The sequence below is a fragment of the Streptomyces cinereospinus genome (genome assembly GCF_042430725.1).
In the GTDB taxonomy this organism is placed as follows: Bacteria; Actinomycetota; Actinomycetes; order Streptomycetales; family Streptomycetaceae; genus Streptomyces; species Streptomyces cinereospinus.
The window spans coordinates 24,685-40,802 of record NZ_JBHMCY010000052.1 but is presented as its reverse complement, the minus strand read 5'-3'; the positions used below and the strand labels follow the sequence as shown (position 1 = coordinate 40,802).

Below are 16,118 nucleotides of genomic sequence, written 5' to 3'. Positions count from 1 at the left end.
CGCGACGCGGCTGTGCCGCATCAGGGCCGTACGAGACGGCGCAGGGCCAGGTGGGCGAGGGGGGCATAGGCCAGGACCGCGAGCCTCGGGCCGGTCATGGTCAGACTCGTGGTGCTGCCGCGCGCGTGTGCCCGCACCTCGTGGTGCAGGCGGAGCCGGACCGGGCCCAGGCGGACGCGCCAGGCCCACGTGCGGCGGTCATGGTCGACGGCTTCCACGACGAACGCGGCGCGGATGCCCACCGGCGACTGCACCGTGCCGCGCAGGCCGGCCCTCAGCCGGCGGTCGGCGGCCTGCACGGTCTTGACCTGCGGGGACCACGAGGCCCACTCGTCGACGCGGGCGTAGCGCCGCCAGACCGTCTCCGGGGCGGCCGGACCGGTGGCGTGGAGGGTCAGGTGTCCCATGACGATCGCGGCAGCCGCCGGGCGGCCCGGTGGTCCGCGCACCGGTCACCGGATCTGATCGCGCAGGTACTCGGTGAGGGCCGTGCCCGGCCGGAACGTGGCGGTGCCGTCGGCGGTCTGGAAACTCCCGAAACTGCCGAGGACGACGGTCTTCTGGGCCTTGAGTGCCTCGGCGATGGTTCCCGCCCGCTCCACGGTGCCGAAGAGCAGGTCGATGATCCGGCTGATGTCGTCCTCGGTGAGCTGCGGGCCATCGGGGCCGTCAGCGGCACGGCGAGCGGTCATCTCGGTGAGCTGCGACTTGTCCACGTCAACGTTCCCGTCGAGTCCTGGTGGCGGTGCTACGACACTTCCACCATCGCAGCAGGCCGGACCCGCCGCACGCCCGCCGTCCCCGCCCGGAGCAGCTACGCGGGGCCGATGACGAGGGCGGTGATGAGCGCGTCGTCGATCGTGAAGTCGTACGCGAGGTCGGCGGCACCGCCGGGGAAGTCTCCCGTGAGGCGCTGGACCACGTTCCAGTGCCCCGAGCCGCGGCGGACGGCGGCGGTGGGAGTGGCCGTCCAGGTGTACTCGGTGGAGGAGCGGCCGAGCCAGTCGCGGATCTCCTCGCGGCCGCGACAGGTGCTGCCGTCGTCCACGACCACGGCGGCCGGGGTGAAGCACTCGGCCGCCGCGGTCACGTCGCCCCGGGCGTGCGCGGCGAGGTAGTCCCGGACGACACCTGGCAGGTGTCCGAGGTCGGTCGGGGTCGAAGCCATCTCTGTCCTGTTCTTTGTGGGATGTCGTTGCCGTGGGATGTCGTTGCCGTGGGATCGCGGCCCCGGGAGATCGCGTTTCCGGGGACGGTTCCCGGGGGTTGCGTTCCGGTGGGACCACCGCCGGCGCGGGCGGGTCTAGACGGTGGGGACGGTGCCGCCGTCGATCGTGTGCTCGGCGCCGGTGATGGCGCCGGCCCGGTCGGACACGAGGAAGGCGACGAGCTCGGCCACCTCCTCGGGGCGCGCGGGGCGGCCGAGGGGGATTCCGCCGAGGGCCGCCAGGATCTGCTCCCAGGCCGCTGCGTGATCCATGGCCTGGGACCGGGCGATGCGGGCGACGAGGGCCGTGGCCGCCTCCGTCTCGATCGCGCCCGGGGAGACGACGTTGACGCGCACCCCGTGAGGGGCCAGCTCACGGGCGAGCCCCTTGCTGTAGGTGGTCAGCGCTGCCTTGGCCGCGGCGTAGCCCAGTGTGGCGTCGAAGAGCGGCAGCCGGCGCTGGATGGACGAGACGTGGATGACGGCACCGCGGCCGGCCTCGCGCATCGCCGGCAGCAGCGCGCGGTCCAGGCGGACCGCGGCCAGCAGGTTCAGGGCGAGCTCGTGCTGCCAGTGCTCCTCGGTCAGGGCGGCGAACCCACCGGCGGGCGCCCGGGATCCGCCGAGGGTGTGCACGAGGACGTCGAGGGCGCCGAGCCGCTCGTGCACGGCGGTGACGACGGCGTCGACGCCCTCGGGCGACGTCAGGTCGGCAGCGACGAAGGACTGCTCGTGGGCGGCGTCCGCGGGCGCGGTGCGCGCCGTGGCGAGCACGGTGGCGCCGGCCGCGCGCAGGCGTGCCGTGATGGCGGCGCCGGTGCCTCTGCCCGCGCCGGTCACGAGGGCGAGACGCCCCGCGAGATCGAGAGGAGGGGATGTCGTGCTGGTCATGCAGGGGAGCGTGCGGCCTCCCGCGCCGGCAGGGTCAAGCTCCTCGACCCTCCCCCCGGGGGAGGGTGCACAGTAGGACGCGTGCTGACGATCGGTGAATTCGCGCGGATGACCCACCTGAGCGTCCGGACCCTGCGCCGCTACCACGAGGCCGGGCTGCTGGAACCGGCCCGCGTGGACCCGTCGAGCGGCTACCGGTACTACGACCCCGCCCAGATCCCCGGCGCGCAGGTGATCGCCAGGCTGCGGGAGCTGGATGTGCCGCTCGCGGACGTCCGGCAGATCCTCCTCACCCAGGACCCGGCCGCGCGCGCGGCACGCGTGGCCGAACACCTCCACCGGCTGGAGGACCAGCTGGCACGCACCCAGGCGGCCGTCGCCTCCCTCCAGCGGCTGCTGCGCCCGGAGCCGGCCGGTGTCGCCGTCGAGCTGCGGCAGGTGCCCGCGCGGCTCGTGGCCGCGGTGGAAGCCACCGTCGCCCACGCGGACGTGCTCGCCTGGTACGCGGGCGCGATGGCCGAACTCGACGCGGTCGTCCGCGAGCCGGTGGGACCCGTCGGCGGGCTCTACGACAACGCGCTGTTCACCCACGGGCGGGGACACGTTCTCGTGCACGTCCCGATCTCCGCGCCCGTACCGGCCGTGGGACGGGTCCGCAGCGTCCGGCTGCCGGAGGCGGAACTCGCGGTAGCGGTACACGCGGGCGCCCATGACACGATCGACGTGACCTACGGCGAGCTCGGCAGGTGGGTGGCCGACCATGCCCTCGCCGTGGCCGGGCCGGTACGCGAGACCTACCTCGCCGGCCCGCGCGACACCCCGGTCGCGGCCCACTGGCGGACGGAGATCGGCTGGCCGGTGTTCCGCGTCACCGGCGCGGTGTGAACGGCCGCCGTTCGCCGTACGGCGTGGAGCACGGACGTGCGCGTGTGACGGATGCCTGCGGTGTGGCGGGGCGGCACCGACGCCGCCCTCGGTGCGCCGACCGGCCCCGGCACGGGCGACCGGGCGGGCGACGGGAACTGAACCGGCCCACCGCGCGTCTTGTCGGAACAATCAGGGAACTGGTTCGCAGCAGCGGAGCCGCCACCTCATGAGCTCTCCCCCGTCCCCCGTCCCCCGGGCGCCTTCCTGGCCGTACTGCGCGCACGGCGCCGATCCCGCCGTCGACCCGGCCGGCTGCCGCGGCATCCACGTCCCCGGCCACACCGCCTGCCTCGCCCACCTCTCCGATGCCGACCGCGACGCCTACCTGGCCGGCCTGGCCCCCGGCAACGACATCGACCACCGCGGCACGCCCTTCACCCACTCCCTGCTCGCCGCGCTCCTCGACGCCCTCCGCGATCCCGCGACCGGGCACCCCCGCGTCGGCGTCACCCGGTTGGAACACGCGCGCTTCACCGGCGACGCCCGGTTCGACGCGGTGGTCTTCGAGCAGGTCGCCTGGTTCGAGAAGGCGACCTTCGAAGCGGTCGCCGGGTTCGAGACAGCGGTCTTCCAGAGCGTCGCCTGGTTCGAGGAGGCGACCTTCGTGGCCGTCGCCCGGTTCACGTCGGCGGTCTTCCAGGGCGTCGCCGGGTTCGAGCGCGTGAGCTTCAGGGGCCGAGCCGAGTTCAGTTCGGCGGCCTTCCACAGCGGTGCCGGGTTCCGGTCGGCGGACTTCGGGCGCGTCGCCGGGTTCGAGCAGGCGGTCTTCAGGGGCGTCGCCGGGTTCGAGCAGGCGGTCTTCCAGGACCTCGCCCGCTTCCAGCACGCGGGTTTCCATGACCGGGCCCGGTTCGGGCACGCGACCTTCCGCGCCGACGCCCGGTTCGGGTCGGTGGTCTTCGCCGGCGTCGCCAGGTTCGAGCACGCCACCTTCCGGACCAACGCCTGGTTCGAGCAGGCGGGTTTCCACGACACCGCGGTGTTCGAGTCGACGGCCTTCAGGCGCATGGCGGTGTTCGAGTCGGCCGTCTTCCATGACGCGGCCGACTTCAGCTCGACGACCTTCCAGGACACGGCGGATTTCAGCGCGGCGGCCTTCGAGCGCATCGCCGGGTTCGAGTCGTCGACCTTCCAGGGCACAGCCGAGTTCAGCTCGGCGGTCTTCCAGCGCACCGCCGGGTTCGAGTCGGCGATCTTCGAGCGCGACGCCCAGTTCGAACAGGCGGTGTTCGAGGCGGCGACCAGCCTCGGACCGTTGGTGTGCGCCGGGCAGATGACCCTGTCCGAGGCGGTGTTCAGCGGCCCGGTGACCCTCATGCTCGCCACGCGCCGCCTGGCGTGCCGGCGGACCCGCTGGTCGTCGACGGCCGAGTTGCGTCTGCGCCACGCCACGGTCGACTTCGCCCACGCGGTCTTCGAACACCCCCTCACCATCGCCGCCGAGGCCGACCCCTTCGTCCTCCCCGACGGACAGGCGGTGGCGGAGGAGGCACTCGCGGACACGCCCGACGCCAGGACTCGGGTGAACTCGCTGCGCGGGGTGGACGCGGCCCATCTGGTCCTCGCCGACGTCGACCTGTCGGGATGCCTGTTCACCGGGACGGTGCATCTGGACCAGTTGCGGCTGGAGGGCACCTGCACCTTCGCCGAGGTGCCGCCCGGCACGCACTGGCGGCGCCTGCGGCCCGTACGGTTCACCCAGCGCCGCACGCTCGCCGAAGAGCACCACTGGCGCGCGGGACAGCCGTCCGCGGTACGGGGGTGGCGCTCGGCGGGGCCCGGCGCCACCGGACACGTCACACCGGCCCAGCTGGCGCCGGTCTACCGGTCGCTGCGCAAGGCGGTCGAGGACGCCAAGAACGAGCCGGGGGCGGCGGACTTCTACTACGGCGAGATGGAGATGCGCCGCCACGACCGCACCGGCACCGGCCCCGCCGAACGCCGGCTGCTCCACTGCTACTGGTTGCTGTCCGGCTACGGCCTGCGCGCGTCCCGGGCCCTGGGCTGGCTCGCCGCCGCCATGCTCGTCACGGTCGTGCTGCTGATGGGCTTCGGGGTCCCCCGGGACTCTCCGGAGCAGAAGGCGACAGGCACCGTGCCGCCCGGCGGCGGCAGGGTCACATTCGAGATGACGAAGGGCGACCCGCAGAACCCCACCGGGAACAGATTCACCGGTGAGCGTTTCGAGCAGGCCCTGAACGTCACCCTCAACTCGGTGGTGTTCCGCTCCAGCGGACAGGACCTGACCACCGCCGGCACCTACATCGAGATGGCTTCCCGCCTCCTGGAACCCACCCTCCTCGCCCTCGCCGTCCTCGCCCTCCGTGGACGCATCAAACGCTGACCGCGCCGTCGCCGTCGCCGTCGCCGGGTGGCTTCGCCGCTGCGCAACGGACGGGAGATCGCCCGGGCGGTGGCACGCACGGCCGGTGCGCAGGGTGCACGGGGAGGACGTCGGGCAACAACGTCGGAGTTCTGGTGGTCCCGGGCGCCCGGGTCGGCATCGCGGTGCACTGGTTCCGTCCGGAAGAGACGGGAGAGCTGACCTTGAGCGGCTGAGGAGTTCGCACACTCCTCAGCAACTGACCATCCCCTACCGTGCGGTCCTCGGCATGACCGCCCAGGTGCACACGGCGCGGATTCCCCCCGCGGGGGGAACGCCTCATCGCGCAGGGGCCTGCGTCGGCGGGCACCGCGGCGTCCCGCCGCGCGCGGGAAACAGTCGGAGGGCCGGTTCCGTCCGGGATACCGGCCCTCCGACCGGTGGTCAGGTCGTGGGCACCGTGTCCTCGAAGGCGGTAGCGGCCGACCGGTAGGCCGTGATCTTGGCGTTGACCTGGTCCGGGGTCAGGACCTGGTCCTTGACGTGGAGGACGTAGTCGACCTGCTGCTCGTAGGCCCGCGGTGTGGTGGAGGTCTGGCCGTTGAGGTCGATCAGCCACTGGTTGAAGTTGATGGACATCGGGCGCTCGGGCAGGTAGGCGGCGTCATGGGTGCCGAAGAGCCGGCCGTCGACGTAGTACGTGACGGACGTGCCGTCGATGGTGAGGACGAGGTCGTGCCAGCCGGCGTAGCTCTGGCGGCTCTCGGTGTGCTGGTTGACCGCCTGCCACGGGTCGGGGTTGTAGGTCTCCCAGGAGGTGGCGTAGAGGATGTTGGCCGGCTCGCCCCACCCGCCGTTGGGGAGGTACTCGAAGTCGTACTCGGCGTAGTCGTCGGCCATCGGGGCCTTGAGGTCGTTGATGGTGAAGAAGGTCTGGACGAGGCGGTCGCCGTCGGGGCCGGAGCGGGGGGTGTCGCTGAACCTCACGCGGGCGGCATAGGTGCCGTTCCTGAACTTGGTGGCCTTGGTGAGGACTTCGGTGTGCTCGGTGGTGGCGGCGGTGCCCGCGGTGGAGGTCTCCATCGTCATGACGGTGTTGCCGCCGCTGGTGGAGAACGTCACGTTGGAGGGGTCCCAGGTGGCGCCGGGGACGCCGGGGCCGCCGGAGTTGGCGCGTACCGACCAGCCGTTGGCGGAGATCTTCGGGTCGGTGTGGGAGGTGTAGCTGAAGTCGTCCCAGAGGGTTCCCGAGCCGCCGGGCGGGGGTGTGGTGGGCGGCGGGGTGGTCGGCGGGTCGGTGGGGGTGTTGCCGGCCGGGGCGGTGCCCCAGACGAGGCCGCCGGCGCGGGTGGCGGTGACCTTGGTCCAGTCGCCGTAGGAGGTCTGGCTCGCGCCGAAGGAGTAGTCGTCGCTCTGCCGGAGCGGCTGCCAGGTGGACTGGTGGAAGCGCAGCTGCATGTCGCCGGTGTCGGTGCCGGGGGCGAGGGAACCGGCGCCGGCGGTGAACCCGATCTCCAGGTAGCGGTCCGCGGTGTCGGTGGGGTTGGCGAGGGTGCCGAAGGTGCCGGTGATGTTGGCACAGCCCTTCGCGGCCCAGGAGCAGGCGAAACGGTAGGCGGCGCCGGGCGAGTCGGCCTTGAAGTAGTAGCGGAGCTTGACCTCGCTCAGCGGCAGCGGGGCGGTGGAGGTGTTGCGCACCTTGAACCAGGGCTCGCTCTGGTCGGCCGTGGCGCCCGCGGCGCTGGTGCGGTACTGCACCGTCAGCCCGCCGGCGGCGGTGGCGGTGCCGGGCAGGGCGGCGAGGGCGGTGGCGCCGAGAGCGGTGACCGCTGCCGTCGCGAGGACGACGCGCAGCCTGGTGCGGCGTCGCTGCGACGGTCGGTTGTCGTGACTGGTCACGGTGGTGTCCTCTCCGTGATGTGGGGTGGGTGGGGTCACGCGGAGGGCGCTGTACGGGCGGGCGCCGCGCTGGGCGGCGGCGCGGTCGGGGGGCGGTGACGGCGGACGCCGAGGGCGTCCAGCCGCGGGGTGTGCGCGGTCAGCCGCCTGGTGAAGTCCGTCCAGGGGGTGGGACCGGTCCAGGCCCGCTCGGCGAGCGCGCACAGGCGGGGATAGGCGAGGCGCTCCAGGTCGGCGGCGGCGGGGGCGAACTCGGTCCAGATCTGTGCCTGGGTGCCGAGGATTCGTCCGCCGCCGGATGCCGGGGCCGTCGGTTCGGGGTCGCCGCGGTGGACGGTGCGCAGGTCGACGACAAGGCCGGGCTGGACGGGCGTACCGCCGGGGGCGTCGTCCTGGGCGTAGTCGAGATAGGTGGTGCGGTGGTGGGTGAGGACGACGTCGTGGCCGCGGCGCAGGGCTTCGGCGGCGTGGGCGGGTTCGCGCCAGCTCATCGCGGTGAAGCCGGGCGGGAGGGCGGTGCCGGTCTCGGCCCAGGCGACGGGGTGGCGGCCGTGCTCGCTCAGGTACGTTCCGGCCCGGCCGAGAAGCCAGCCGTGCAGGTCGGCGGGGCGGCTGAGCCCTTCCGCGGCGGCGCGGGCCCGTGCGTCGGGGCTCTCCTCCCACTCGGTGGTGGGGCACTCGTCCCCGCCGAGGTGGACGTACGGCGAGGGGAAGACGTCCATCACCTCACCGAGGACGTCGTGGACGAAGTCGAGTACGGCGTCGTGGACGCCGAGGACGGTGTCGCACACCCCCCAGCGGGTCCATACGTCGAGGGTGCGGTCGGGGTGGTTGCCGAGGTGGGGGTAGGCGGCGAGGGCGGCGCGGACGTGTCCGGGCATTTCTATCTCGGGGACGACGGTGACGCCCCGGCGGGCGGCGTAGGCGATCAGGCCGGTGAGTTCGGCGCGGGTGTAGGCGCCGCCGTGCGGGCGCTCGTGGAAGCCGGTGGTGCCCGCGGGGCCGGTCATGGAGCGGGCGCGGCGGGCGCCCACCTCGGTGAGGCGGGGGTAGGAGGGGATTGGCATCCGCCAGCCCTGGTCGTCGGTGAGGTGGAGGTGCAGGACGTTGAGCTTGTGCAGGGCGAGCAGGTCGACGTGGCGGCGCAGGGTGGCGGCGTCGTGGAAGTGGCGGGCCACGTCGATCATCAGGCCGCGCCAGGGCCGGTGCGGCACGTCGGTGATCTCGGTGCAGGGCAGTTCCCAGCGGTCGCGGCGCGTGCGGTCCGCGCTGCCGGCGGGGGTCAGTGCCTGGTCGGGCAGGAGCTGGCGGAGGGTCTGGACGCCGCGGAGCAGTCCGGTGGGGTGGGCGGCGCGCAGCAGGACGGAGTGGGGGGAGACGGTGAGTCCGTAGCCTTCCCGGCCGAGGCCGCGCAGCCCGGCGTCGACGGCGAGGGTGATGTCGCCGGACGGCGAGGGGGGTAAGGGCAGGCCGGTGGCGGGGGTCAGGTACGCGCGCAGCAGCTCGGCCGCCCCCTCGGCGTCCGGGGTCGTCCGGACGCGCGTGCCGGCGTCGAGTGCGAAGTGCCCGGAGCGCAGGGACATCCGGGTGGGCCTGGGCAGCAGGGCCTGGTCTCGGCGGGGTGCGGGTGCGGGTGCGGGCACGGGTGGGCGGCCTTCCGGGAGGGGGCGCGGGACGGGGCGCGAGGGGGAGCGGGCTTCTCGGGGCGGGCGGTGCGCTCGTCTCACCCCTTGACCGCGCCGGAGGCGAGGCCGGAGGTGACGTGGCGCTGGAGGAGCAGGAAGACGGCGAGGGCGGGGAGGGCGAAGAGGGTGGAGGCGGCCATGGTGGCGCCCCAGTCGGTGCCGAAGGTGTTCTGGAAGGAGGAGAGCCAGACGGGCAGGGTGCGCTGGTCCTGGTTCTTGATGATGAGGAAGTTGGCGTAGGCGAACTCGTTCCAGGCGGTGATGAAGCCGAAGAGCGAGGTGGCCATCAGACCGGGGGCGAGCAGCGGGAAGGCGACGCGACGGAAGGCGCCGAACCGGGTGCAGCCGTCGACCTGCGCGGCTTCTTCCAGTTCCGGCGGGATGGTGGCGATGAAGCCGCGCAGCACGATGACGGTGAAGGGGAGGGTGACCATGAAGTACACCAGCGTCAGGGTGGTGAGCCGGTCGAGCATGTGGGTGTCGCGGGCGATGATGTAGACCGGGATGATCAGTGACTCCCACGGCGCCATCTGGGCGATGAACACGGCGAGGACGAAGGGGCGGCGGCCGCGCCACCGCATCCGGGCGACGGCGAAGGCCGCCGCGAGCGCGACGAGCAGGGACAGCAGGACGGCGCCGGCCGTGACGAGCAGGCTGTTGCGCCAGAACTGGGCGAACCCCTCGGCGTTCACGGCCGTACGGAAGTGTTCGAGCGTCCAGGTGTGCGGGACGAGCCGCGGTTCGGAGGACTGGATGTCACGGGACGGCTTGAGCGCCGTCGTCGCCATCCAGTACACGGGGAAGAGGCAGACCAGCACCGTGAGGGCGGCGGCCGCGTGGAGCGGCAGGCGCCGCAGCCGGCGCAGGGCCGGCGGGCCGGTCGTGGCGCGGGGGGCGCCCGTGGTGGCGTGCACGGCGCCGGCGGTGGCACGGGAGGCGCGGCTCATGGCTCGGGAGGCGCGGACGCCGCTCATCCTTCGTTCTCCTGTCGGAACATCTGCCGGAAGTACAGGACGAGCACGCCCGACATCAGCACGACCGTGATCATGGACGCCGCCGAGCCGAGGTCGTAGCGCTGGCCGGAGAGGGCGGTCTGGACGGCGTAGACCGGCAGGATGGTGGTGGCGTCGCCGGGGCCGCCCTTGGTCATCACCCAGATCTGCACGAACGCCTTGAAGGTCCAGATCACCTCCAGGCAGAGCACCAGCATCACCATCGGCCGGATCATCGGGAGGGTGACCGAGCGCAGCACGGCGAACGGCCCGGCTCCGTCGATGCGCGCCGACTCGTGGAGTTCGGCGGGGATGGTGGTGAGCGCGGAGTAGAGGGTGACGGCGGCGAACGGCACCGACTGCCACACGACGAGGGTGACGAGGATGGCGAAGGCGGCGGTGCCGTCGGCGAACCACGGGTACCGCTCGAAGGATTCGGCGCCCAGCGAGGTCAGTGCCCAGTTGACGATGCCGTACTCCGAGTGGAACAGCCACTGGAAGACGGTGGTCGCCGCTATCACCGGCATCGCCCACGCCAGGACGAGGGAGCTGAGCACGACGGTCCGCCACACCGTGCCGAGCCGCTCGGTCATCAGGGCCACGAGCAGGGCGATCACCATGATGAGGACGACGTTGACCGCCATGAACAGGAACGTGCGGCGTACGACCGTCCAGAACCGCGGATCGGTGAGCAGGGTGCGGTAGTTGGCCAGACCGACGAAGTCGGCGTCGCCGGAGATGAGTTCGCGGAGCCTGAAGTCCTGGAAGGAGATCAGGACCGCGCGGGCGAGCGGGTAGAGGAGCAGGTAGAGCATGCCGATGACGGCGGGGGCGATCAGCAGGTAGGGCCAGGGGCCGGAGCGGTCGCCGGTGCCGCGGCGGGCCGGCGGCGGGACGGAGGCTCCGGTCGGCCGGGGACGGTGGTCGGGGTGCGGGACGGCTCGTTCCTCGGTGGCCGACACGCCTCCTCCTCTCGAACGGGAGTGACGGATCAGGAGGCGCTGTTCATCGCCCGGGTGATCTCCTCGGACGCCGCGGCCGCCTCCTGCTCCATGTCGCCGCCGGTGAGCACGGCCGTCATGTAGTCCTTGATCGGGTTCTCCGCCTCGACGGCCGCCCAGCCCGGGGTGTTGGGCGTGGCACGGCCTTCGGCGGCCCCGACGGCCATGGCGGCGGCTCCGGGGTCGGAGGCGACGGCGGGGGCGAGGGAGGTCTTGTTCGGTACGTAGCTCATGGCGGGGGCCAGCTTCTTCTGCCAGGCGTCGCCCGTGAGTTCCTTGACGAAGGTGTAGGCGGCGTCCTGGTGCTGTGAGGCGGCCGGTATCACCAGGTCCGAGCCGCCGGTGAAGACGGCGCCGGGTCTGTCGGCGGTCTTGCCCGGGATGGGGAAGAACCCGAGCTTGTCCTTGAGTGCGGGGTTGTGCTCGGCGATGACGTTCGCCCCGCCGGGGACGGAGATGATCTGGGCGACCTCGCCCTGTGCCATGACCTCGGCCTGCGGCGGGTTGGCCTCGTCCGCGTCCTTCGGTCCCTTGCCGAGCGCCTGGAGCCGTTCGTAGAACCGCATCCCGGCCAGCGCCTCGGGGGTGTCCAGCGCGCCCTTCCACCTGCCGCCCTCCTCGACGGCGAGGTCGCCTCCTTCGTCCCAGATGAAACCGGCGAGGGCGTACCAGGTCTGGCCGGTGAGGTAGATGCCCTGCTGACCGCCCCGGTCGAGTTTCCGGGTGGCGGCGAGCCACTGGTCCCGGGTCTCGATGTCGGCCGGGTCGACACCGGCCTGCTGGAAGAGGTCCTTGCGGTAGACGACGACGCGGTTGGCCGCGTAGTACGGGATGCCGTACTGCTTGCCCTCCCAGGCGCCGGGCTCGGCCAGTCCCTTCAGCCAGGTGTCGCCGCCCAGGTCGGCCTTCTTGTCGGTGAGGTCGGCCAGGCCGCCGCTCTGCGCGTACTGGGCGACCTGGGTGTTGCCGACCTCGATGACGTCGGGCGCGTCGTTGCTCGCCAGCGCGGCGGTGACCTTCTGCCCGATGCCGTCCCACTCCTGGATCTGGATCTTCAGGTCGATGTCGGGATGGGCCTCGGCGAACGCCTCCGTGAACTGCTTCTGGAACGCGGCCGAGACGCTGTCCCGCATCAGCCAGACCGTCAGTTCGGACCCGCCGCCACCGTCGGCGGTCTCGCCGGAGCCGGAGGAGCAGGCGCTGAGGAGGGCGGTCAGGACGAGGAGGGACGACGCACCGGAGAGCATGCGGAACTTCACGGTTCACCTCGGAGATGCTCAGGGATGACGCGGGGCAGGAGGAGCAGCACCCCGGACACCTGACCAGTTGCCTCACTGGACAAGCGACCTGTTGGTGATGGAAGAAACTGGCATGGACCAATGGGGCCGTCAACCCCTCGTAGCAGAAGGAAGTTTGTCGGAGGCCGGCGCACGTGATCGCGTTGCCGTGCGTGATCCGCACACCGTCGGCAGCCACGAACTGGTCATTACCAGTGGCCTCTTGCGGTCGGCGGACGCAAGCTGGTCAGATGCGTGCACGCGATGCGGGCGCGGAAGAGGGGACGGCGCGGATGGACGACAGGGAACCGGGCACGGCCGGGAGGGCCGGCGGCGCGGAACCGCGAGAACCGGGAACGGCGGCGGCTGCCACGGCACCCCGGGCCGGCGAGCCGGGCGGCATCCGCCCCGGTGGCGTGCTCAAGCGAGAGCGGGTCCGTGACGCGGTGCTGAACATGGTCGAGGAGCGCAGCCCGGGGGACGCGATCCCCTCCGAGCGGACGCTGTGCGTCCGACTCGGCGTCTCCCGGCCGACGTTGCGGGCGGCCGTCGACGAACTGGTCACCGCCGGGATCCTCGTCCGCGAGCACGGGCGGGGCGTGTTCGTCGCTCCCGAGAAGATCACGCAGGAACTCGTGCAGGACCGGCACTCGCTCAGCGTGCCACAGGCGTCGGGCACCTGGACCAGCCGGCTCCTGGAGTTCACCACCATGCCGGCGGGCGCCCGGGTGGGCCGCAAACTGCGCCTCTCCCCCGCCGCCGAGATCGTCTACGTGGCCCGGCTGCGACTGGTCGACGGTTCCCCCATGGCCATCGAGCACCTGCACATCCCCGCCGCCCTGGTCCCCGGCCTCACCGCCCGCGAACTGGAGCACGGCGACCTCTACCAGCACCTGCGCACCCACCACGGCGTCCACGTGAGCGAGGCGACGCAGGCCATCGAGCCCACGGTGGTGACGCGGGCCGAGGCGGAGGTGCTCGACGTGCCCGAACTCTTCCCCGCCCTCCTCTTCGAACGCCTGACCAGCGACTCGACCGGACGCCCCGTGGAGTACGTCCACTCGCTGTACCGCGGCGACCGCTACCGCATCGTCTCCCGCCTGAGACTGGCAACGGACCCGGCATCCGCCGAGCCGCCGACCGGTCACCATCCCGGCATCCCGCCCGGCGACTTCGCCCACGGCAACCCGGTGGCGGCCTCGACGCTGGGGGACGTCCAGGGGTAGGGGCGGAAGCCGTCCCTCGCGGCACGGTTCCGCGACACCGCCCAGGAGCCGCCGCGATCGACCCGGACCGGCAGCGAGAAGCCCTCGACGAACAGCATGACCGGAGGGCGCGGCCGGGAGGGCCGCGCCCTGAGGGTGACGCCGCCGGGCCGCCGCCTCAGCGGATCACAGGAAGCGCCACAGGTGGTCGGCGGTGCCGTTGTCGTCGAACTGGACGACCTGCGCGCTGTTGCCGGTGGACATGCCGTCGACGCCCAGGACCTTGCCGCTGTGCCGGTTGCGGATGCGGTACCAGCCGTCCCCGTCGTCGACCAGCGTCCACAGGTGGTCGGCGGTGCCGTTGTCCTCGTACTGGACGACGCGTGCGCTGTTGGCGGTGGACATGCCGTCGACCCCGAGGACCTTGCCGCTGTTGCCGTTGCGGATCAGGTACCAGCCCTCGCCCCGGTCCACGAGCTGCCAGGCATGGTCGCTCGTGCCGGTGTTGTCGAACTGGACGACGCGTGCGCTGTTCTCCAGGGACATGCCGTCGACCGCCAGGACCTTGCCGCTGTGCCGGTTCGCGATCCGGCGGAAGGGCGGCTCGGGCGTCCAGGGCCGGCCGTCGGGCGACGCGGTCGGGAAGGCCGTGACGCGCAGCCGCGCCGCGCCCATGGGGATGAGGGTGACGGTCTCCACGGGGGCCGCGCTGCGGGCGGGGCTGTCCTGGAGGGGCGCGACGACGTGCTCGTCGTCCGCGATCCACTCCTCGATGCGCCGGGCCTCGGCGGTGATGCGGACCGGGGTGGTGTCGTGGGTGAAGGGGTTGTCGGGGACGGCGCCCGAATCGCGGGTGAGGGTCAGCCGGGGTGACGGGGTGAGGCCGTAGTTCCACGGGGAGGTGGCGTGCACCTCGTAGGAGGGGACGGCGTCGTCGCCCGCGTAGCGGTCGTACCGCTCGCCGATCCTCAGCGAGTACGTCAGGGGGCCGTGCTGGACGCTGACGGCGTCGTGCTGGCCGGGCCGGCGGTGCAGCTCGGTGCGTTGCGGCAGCCGCAGGGTCACCCGGTCGCCGTCGCGCCACGTGCGGTCGACCGAGGCCCAGGCGGGTCCGTCCGGCGCGGTCACGCGGGCGCCGTTGACCCGCAGTTCGGGTCCGCGGCACCAGCCGGGCACGCGCAGCCGCAGCGGGAAGCGGACCGGCCGCGGGGTGGCGACGGTCAGCGTGACCGTCTCGGTGAAGGGGTATCCGGTGTCCTCGGTGACGGTCACCGTGGCGCCGCCCGCGACCTGCGCGCGCACCGTGCACGGCGCGTACATCGCGGCGGCCAGACCGCCGTCGGGACTGGCCACCCACAGCTCCTCGGTGAAGTACGGCCAGCCCATGCCGTAGTTGTGCGGGCAGCAGCGGTACTGGTCGACGCCGGGGTGGAAGGCCTGCATGGCGAAGCCGTTCTGGAACTGGCCCTGGGTCTTGGCCCGGTTGTCCAGGTCGACGCTGTTGGCACTGGTGATGTAGTGGATGGACCTGCCCTGCGGATCGAGGGAGGCCGGCAGCATGTTGAACGCCAGGTCCTCGCAGCGGTCCGCCCACACCGGGTCGCCGGTGATCCTCGTGAGCAGCTCGTGGCTGGCCATGAACTCGACGATGCCGCAGGTCTCGAACCCCTGCCGGGGGTCGGTGAAACCGGGCCGGTAGTTCTCGTCCCCCGCCATGCCGCCGCCGGGGAACTGCCCGTAGACGTTCATGACCCCGTCGTAGGCGCGGTAGGTGGCCCGGGTCAGCTCCGGGGAGCCGGCGACCTGCGCGTACTGGGCGGGTTCGCGGAAGCCCTGGGCGATGTTGACGTTGTGCCGCGTGGGGGTGGGTCCCGTCCAGTCCGCGCCCAGGGTGTGCATCTTGGCGGCCAGGTCGAGCAGGAACGCCTCCCCGGTACGACGGTGCAGCCATACCGCGATGTCGAGTCCGTCCCCCCAGCGGTAGGAGATCCAGCTGCTGTCGAAGGCGCCCGGGCCCTGGGCGTTCATGAACCGCAGGAACCGGATCAGGAACGGCACGACGCGCGGGTCGCCCGTGAACTCCTCGTGCGTGCGCAGCGCCTGGAGCAGGGGCAGGAAGGGCCAGAAGTCCGGCCCTGCGTTGAGTGACGTCCGCAGGGCGCGCGGGCCGAAGAAGCCGTCGCTCTGCTGGGTGGCGAGTATCGCGTCGATCCACTGGCGCGAGCGGGCCAGGGCGGTCCGGTCGCGTGTGGCGACGGCCAGCGGCACGTAGCCGCGCAGCCAGTACGGGACCTCCTCCCACCCGCCGCGCTCCGGGTGCACCCACCCGGTGGCATCGAAGTCGAGGAAGTGGGAGACGCTCTCGTACCGGCCGCACAGACCGTCGAGCTGGAGCCTGAGCTGGCCGGCGAGCCAGCCGCGCGCGGTGACGCTGCCGGCGGGCAGCTTGTGGAAGGCGTCGGGCAGGAGAGTGTCCTCGGGCCGCCGGGGGGCGGCCGACACGGAGGGGGCGAGGGGGCCGCCGAGGGCGGCGGCGCCGATGCCCAGGGCGCCGGCACCGAGAAGTGTGCGTCTGTTGACGGGCATGCGGGAGCTCCTGTTCCGGGCCGGAGACGTGCCGCGCGCGCAGCAGCCGGGGCCGTCCCGGCCCACGTCCGGCTGTAGGACGCGGCAGGCGTGCGGAGGGGGTGTGGCTTGCTCACTGCTCGGTC

General features: G+C 72.6%; 13 protein-coding genes. 3 read left to right on the top strand and 10 right to left on the bottom strand.

The features are described 5' to 3' along the window. Positions 1-20: 20 nt before the first annotated feature. From ACFF45_RS24325 to ACFF45_RS24310, 4 genes are all read right to left on the bottom strand, one after another. On the bottom strand, positions 21-407 hold the full coding sequence (locus ACFF45_RS24325) for an SRPBCC family protein (protein ID WP_381348576.1): 387 nt from the start codon (positions 405-407) through the stop codon (positions 21-23). 45 nt (positions 408-452) lie between these two features. After that, entirely contained in the window at positions 453-716 is a 264-nt protein-coding gene (locus ACFF45_RS24320; protein WP_381348575.1) for a hypothetical protein, read from the bottom strand. A gap of 98 nt (positions 717-814) precedes the next feature. After that, complete coding sequence (locus ACFF45_RS24315; RefSeq protein WP_381348574.1) at positions 815-1,168, bottom strand: nuclear transport factor 2 family protein; 354 nt, start codon at positions 1,166-1,168, stop codon at positions 815-817. 135 nt (positions 1,169-1,303) lie between these two features. Then, positions 1,304-2,098: an SDR family oxidoreductase gene (locus ACFF45_RS24310; protein WP_381348573.1), complete on the bottom strand. Its 795-nt coding sequence runs from the start codon at positions 2,096-2,098 to the stop codon at positions 1,304-1,306. An 81-nt stretch (positions 2,099-2,179) separates the two neighbouring features. Between ACFF45_RS24310 and ACFF45_RS24305 the strand changes: the two genes are divergently transcribed. Both ACFF45_RS24305 and ACFF45_RS24300 read left to right on the top strand, forming a co-directional pair. Continuing rightward, positions 2,180-2,983: a MerR family transcriptional regulator gene (locus tag ACFF45_RS24305; RefSeq protein ID WP_381348572.1), complete on the top strand. Its 804-nt coding sequence runs from the start codon at positions 2,180-2,182 to the stop codon at positions 2,981-2,983. A 208-nt stretch (positions 2,984-3,191) separates the two neighbouring features. Beyond that, complete coding sequence (locus ACFF45_RS24300) at positions 3,192-5,369, top strand: pentapeptide repeat-containing protein (protein ID WP_381348571.1); 2,178 nt, start codon at positions 3,192-3,194, stop codon at positions 5,367-5,369. Positions 5,370-5,792: 423 nt separating this feature from the next. On the opposite strand, the gene ACFF45_RS24295 is transcribed toward ACFF45_RS24300, so the two are convergent. From ACFF45_RS24295 to ACFF45_RS24275, 5 genes are all read right to left on the bottom strand, one after another. After that, positions 5,793-7,247 carry a cellulose binding domain-containing protein gene (locus tag ACFF45_RS24295; RefSeq protein WP_381348570.1) on the bottom strand — a complete coding sequence of 485 codons (1,455 nt, stop codon included), beginning with the start codon at positions 7,245-7,247 and terminating at the stop codon, positions 5,793-5,795. A gap of 35 nt (positions 7,248-7,282) precedes the next feature. After that, positions 7,283-8,890 (bottom strand): beta-N-acetylhexosaminidase, encoded by a 1,608-nt coding sequence (locus ACFF45_RS24290; RefSeq protein ID WP_381348569.1) that lies wholly within the window; start codon positions 8,888-8,890, stop codon positions 7,283-7,285. 80 nt (positions 8,891-8,970) lie between these two features. Beyond that, positions 8,971-9,906 carry a carbohydrate ABC transporter permease gene (locus ACFF45_RS24285; RefSeq protein WP_381348568.1) on the bottom strand — a complete coding sequence of 312 codons (936 nt, stop codon included), beginning with the start codon at positions 9,904-9,906 and terminating at the stop codon, positions 8,971-8,973. Next, positions 9,903-10,886 carry a carbohydrate ABC transporter permease gene (locus ACFF45_RS24280; protein ID WP_381348567.1) on the bottom strand — a complete coding sequence of 328 codons (984 nt, stop codon included), beginning with the start codon at positions 10,884-10,886 and terminating at the stop codon, positions 9,903-9,905. Before ACFF45_RS24280 ends, ACFF45_RS24285 begins: the two co-directional genes overlap by 4 nt. A gap of 29 nt (positions 10,887-10,915) precedes the next feature. Beyond that, a complete protein-coding gene (locus ACFF45_RS24275; protein WP_381348566.1) occupies positions 10,916-12,184 on the bottom strand; it encodes an extracellular solute-binding protein in 1,269 nt (422 codons plus the stop codon). 269 nt (positions 12,185-12,453) lie between these two features. Between ACFF45_RS24275 and ACFF45_RS24270 the strand changes: the two genes are divergently transcribed. Then, positions 12,454-13,428: a GntR family transcriptional regulator gene (locus ACFF45_RS24270; RefSeq protein ID WP_381348565.1), complete on the top strand. Its 975-nt coding sequence runs from the start codon at positions 12,454-12,456 to the stop codon at positions 13,426-13,428. A 165-nt stretch (positions 13,429-13,593) separates the two neighbouring features. On the opposite strand, the gene ACFF45_RS24265 is transcribed toward ACFF45_RS24270, so the two are convergent. Further along, on the bottom strand, positions 13,594-15,993 hold the full coding sequence (locus ACFF45_RS24265; RefSeq protein WP_381348564.1) for an RICIN domain-containing protein: 2,400 nt from the start codon (positions 15,991-15,993) through the stop codon (positions 13,594-13,596). Between the last annotated feature and the right edge of the window lie 125 nt (positions 15,994-16,118).

Excerpts from the sequence above, each read along its gene's own strand:
- ACFF45_RS24325 (WP_381348576.1), bottom strand. The coding sequence starts at position 407 with ATGGGACACCTGACCCTCCACGCCACCGGTCCGGCCGCCCCGGAGACG.
- ACFF45_RS24315 (WP_381348574.1), bottom strand. The coding sequence starts at position 1,168 with ATGGCTTCGACCCCGACCGACCTCGGACACCTGCCAGGTGTCGTCCGG.
- ACFF45_RS24310 (WP_381348573.1), bottom strand. The coding sequence starts at position 2,098 with ATGACCAGCACGACATCCCCTCCTCTCGATCTCGCGGGGCGTCTCGCC.
- ACFF45_RS24300 (WP_381348571.1), top strand. The coding sequence starts at position 3,192 with ATGAGCTCTCCCCCGTCCCCCGTCCCCCGGGCGCCTTCCTGGCCGTAC.
- ACFF45_RS24285 (WP_381348568.1), bottom strand. The coding sequence starts at position 9,906 with ATGAGCGGCGTCCGCGCCTCCCGAGCCATGAGCCGCGCCTCCCGTGCC.
- ACFF45_RS24270 (WP_381348565.1), top strand. The coding sequence starts at position 12,454 with ATGCGTGCACGCGATGCGGGCGCGGAAGAGGGGACGGCGCGGATGGAC.
- ACFF45_RS24265 (WP_381348564.1), bottom strand. The coding sequence starts at position 15,993 with ATGCCCGTCAACAGACGCACACTTCTCGGTGCCGGCGCCCTGGGCATC.